Genomic DNA, 2,050 nt, shown 5'->3' with positions numbered 1-2,050 from the left:
TGGGTCGGGTTTTTCTGTTCGGGCGCACGACAACCCGCCAGCGGCCCTCGAAAGGCTCGGCGCAATTTAGCAGAAAGCATGCCCAGAATTGGGGCCGACCGAAGGCGCACCAGCCGCTCTACAGACTGTCGCAGCGCCTCGCAGGGATGGAATGCACCGCTTCGTGGCATTCAGGCTCCACGACGGTGCGCTCACGACTTGGTCGTTCGCACCAATTCAGGGCCAAGCCGAGCGGGCACAGCGTTCAAGCCGAGCCGCAAGTCGGCGTATGCCGCCTCGACAGCGACCGGCTCGCCCTTCACGCCGAGCTCGATGTGACGCCCATGCACCGGATGGTCGACGCTGGGCAAGCTGAACACCCGCACGCCGATGAAGCGAGCCTCGATGTCTTCCATCAGCTGCGTGAGCGCGGCTTCCATCGCGCCGTAGACGATCACCGAGCGCTCCGAGTGGCGCTGCTGTCCTTGCAACGCGGCGTACTGGCCGTCCAGCACCCAAGCCATCATCGGCCAGGCCATGACGGGAAAGCCGGGCATGAAATGCACGGCGCCGCCCGCCAGCCCCGTGCAGCTGAAGCCGGGGATCTTGTTGTACGGGTTGGGAATGATGCGGGCACCCACCGGAAACACGCCCATGTTCAGCCGGTGGCGGTTGTCGTCGCGATCGGGGTCGAAAGCGATGCCTTGCTCGGTCGCCACGTCGCGCATGCGCTGGAGGATGAGTTCGCGCGCCTCGTCGTGCAACACGAGCGGCACATCCAGCGCCGCCGCCGCACACTGGCGCGTGTGGTCGTCGGGTGTGGCGCCGATGCCGCCGCAGGAGAACACCGCCGCACCGCTCGCGAAGGCGGCGCGCAGTTCTGCGGTGATGAGACTGCGGTCATCGCCGACATAGCGCGCCCAGTCGAGTTGCAGGCCGCGCTCTCCGAGCAGTTCGATCGCCTTGGCGAGGTGCTTGTCCTGCCGCTTGCCGGACAGGATTTCGTCGCCGATGATGATGAGGCCGAAGTCCATGCTGCGGCTCAATGCGAATCGAACGGTACTTTCATGCGGCGAGCATACCGAAGGCACACGATGCCCTTCCTCTTGAACCTGTGCGAATGAACAAGCTTCACGGTCCCGCCTTGGGCATCGATTTGGGCGGCAGCAAGATCGAGGCGCTTTTGCTCGACGCTCAGGGCGCCGAACTCTGGCGCGAACGCGTCGCCACGCCGGCCGGCGACTATCGCGCAACCCTGGCATCGATCGCCTCGCTCGTCGAGCGCGCACGCGTAGCGGCCGGCATGGCCGTGACTCTCGGCATCGGGTCGCCCGGCAGCGCCGATGCGCTCGGCCGCGTCAAGAACGCAAACTCGACCTGCCTGAACGGACAGCCGCTGCAGGCCGATCTGCAAGAGCTGCTGGGCCAGCCGGTCGCGCTCGCCAACGACGCCGATTGTCTGGCGCTGTCAGAAGCCACCGATGGCGCCGGCTCGGCAGCGGCGGTCGTCTTCGCGGTGATCCTGGGCACCGGCGTCGGTGCCGGCATCGCCGTGCATGGCCGCGTGCTGCAGGGGCCGAACGGCCTGTCAGGCGAATGGGGCCACAACCCCTTGCCGTGGCCGAGCGACGCCGAGCGGCCGGGGCCGCTCTGCTACTGCGGCGCGCGCTCGTGCATCGAGACCTGGCTCAGCGGGCCGGCGCTAACAGCCGACCACGCTCGCCACAGCAGCGGCGCGCTGCTCGATGCGCAGGCTATCGCGCAGGCCGCAACCGCTGGCGATGCGGCCTGCCGCGCGAGCCTCGAGCGTCATGCCGCCCGGCTGGCGCGCGCGCTGGCCACGGTGATCAACCTGCTCGACCCGGACGTCATCGTGCTGGCCGGCGGACTCTCCAAACTGCCCGGTTTGGTCGAGCGACTGCCCGCGCTGTGGTCGCCATGGGTCTTCGGCGCCGGTGTTGATGCGCCAGTGCGAACGCACCTCGCCTTGGCGCGCCATGGGGATGCCTCGGGTGTGCGCGGTGCGGCATGGTTGGCCCGCGAGCCGGCACAGCGCGTTCGTTGAACCGTC

The 2,050-nt window shown here is 68.1% G+C and carries 2 protein-coding genes; one reads left to right on the top strand and one right to left on the bottom strand.

Going from position 1 to position 2,050, the window contains the following annotated elements:
• Positions 1–191: 191 nt before the first annotated feature.
• Entirely contained in the window at positions 192–1,013 is an 822-nt protein-coding gene (locus H0W38_RS21900; RefSeq protein ID WP_292458209.1) for a molybdopterin-binding protein, read from the bottom strand.
• 86 nt (positions 1,014–1,099) lie between these two features.
• On the opposite strand from H0W38_RS21900, the gene H0W38_RS21895 reads away from it, so the two are divergent.
• A complete protein-coding gene (locus tag H0W38_RS21895; RefSeq protein ID WP_292458206.1) occupies positions 1,100–2,044 on the top strand; it encodes an ROK family protein in 945 nt (314 codons plus the stop codon).
• Positions 2,045–2,050 lie beyond the last annotated feature (6 nt).

This window comes from Methylibium sp. (genome assembly GCF_013817365.1).
GTDB lineage: Bacteria > Pseudomonadota > Gammaproteobacteria > Burkholderiales > Burkholderiaceae_C > Methylibium.
This window is presented reverse-complemented; position numbering and strand designations above follow the sequence as displayed.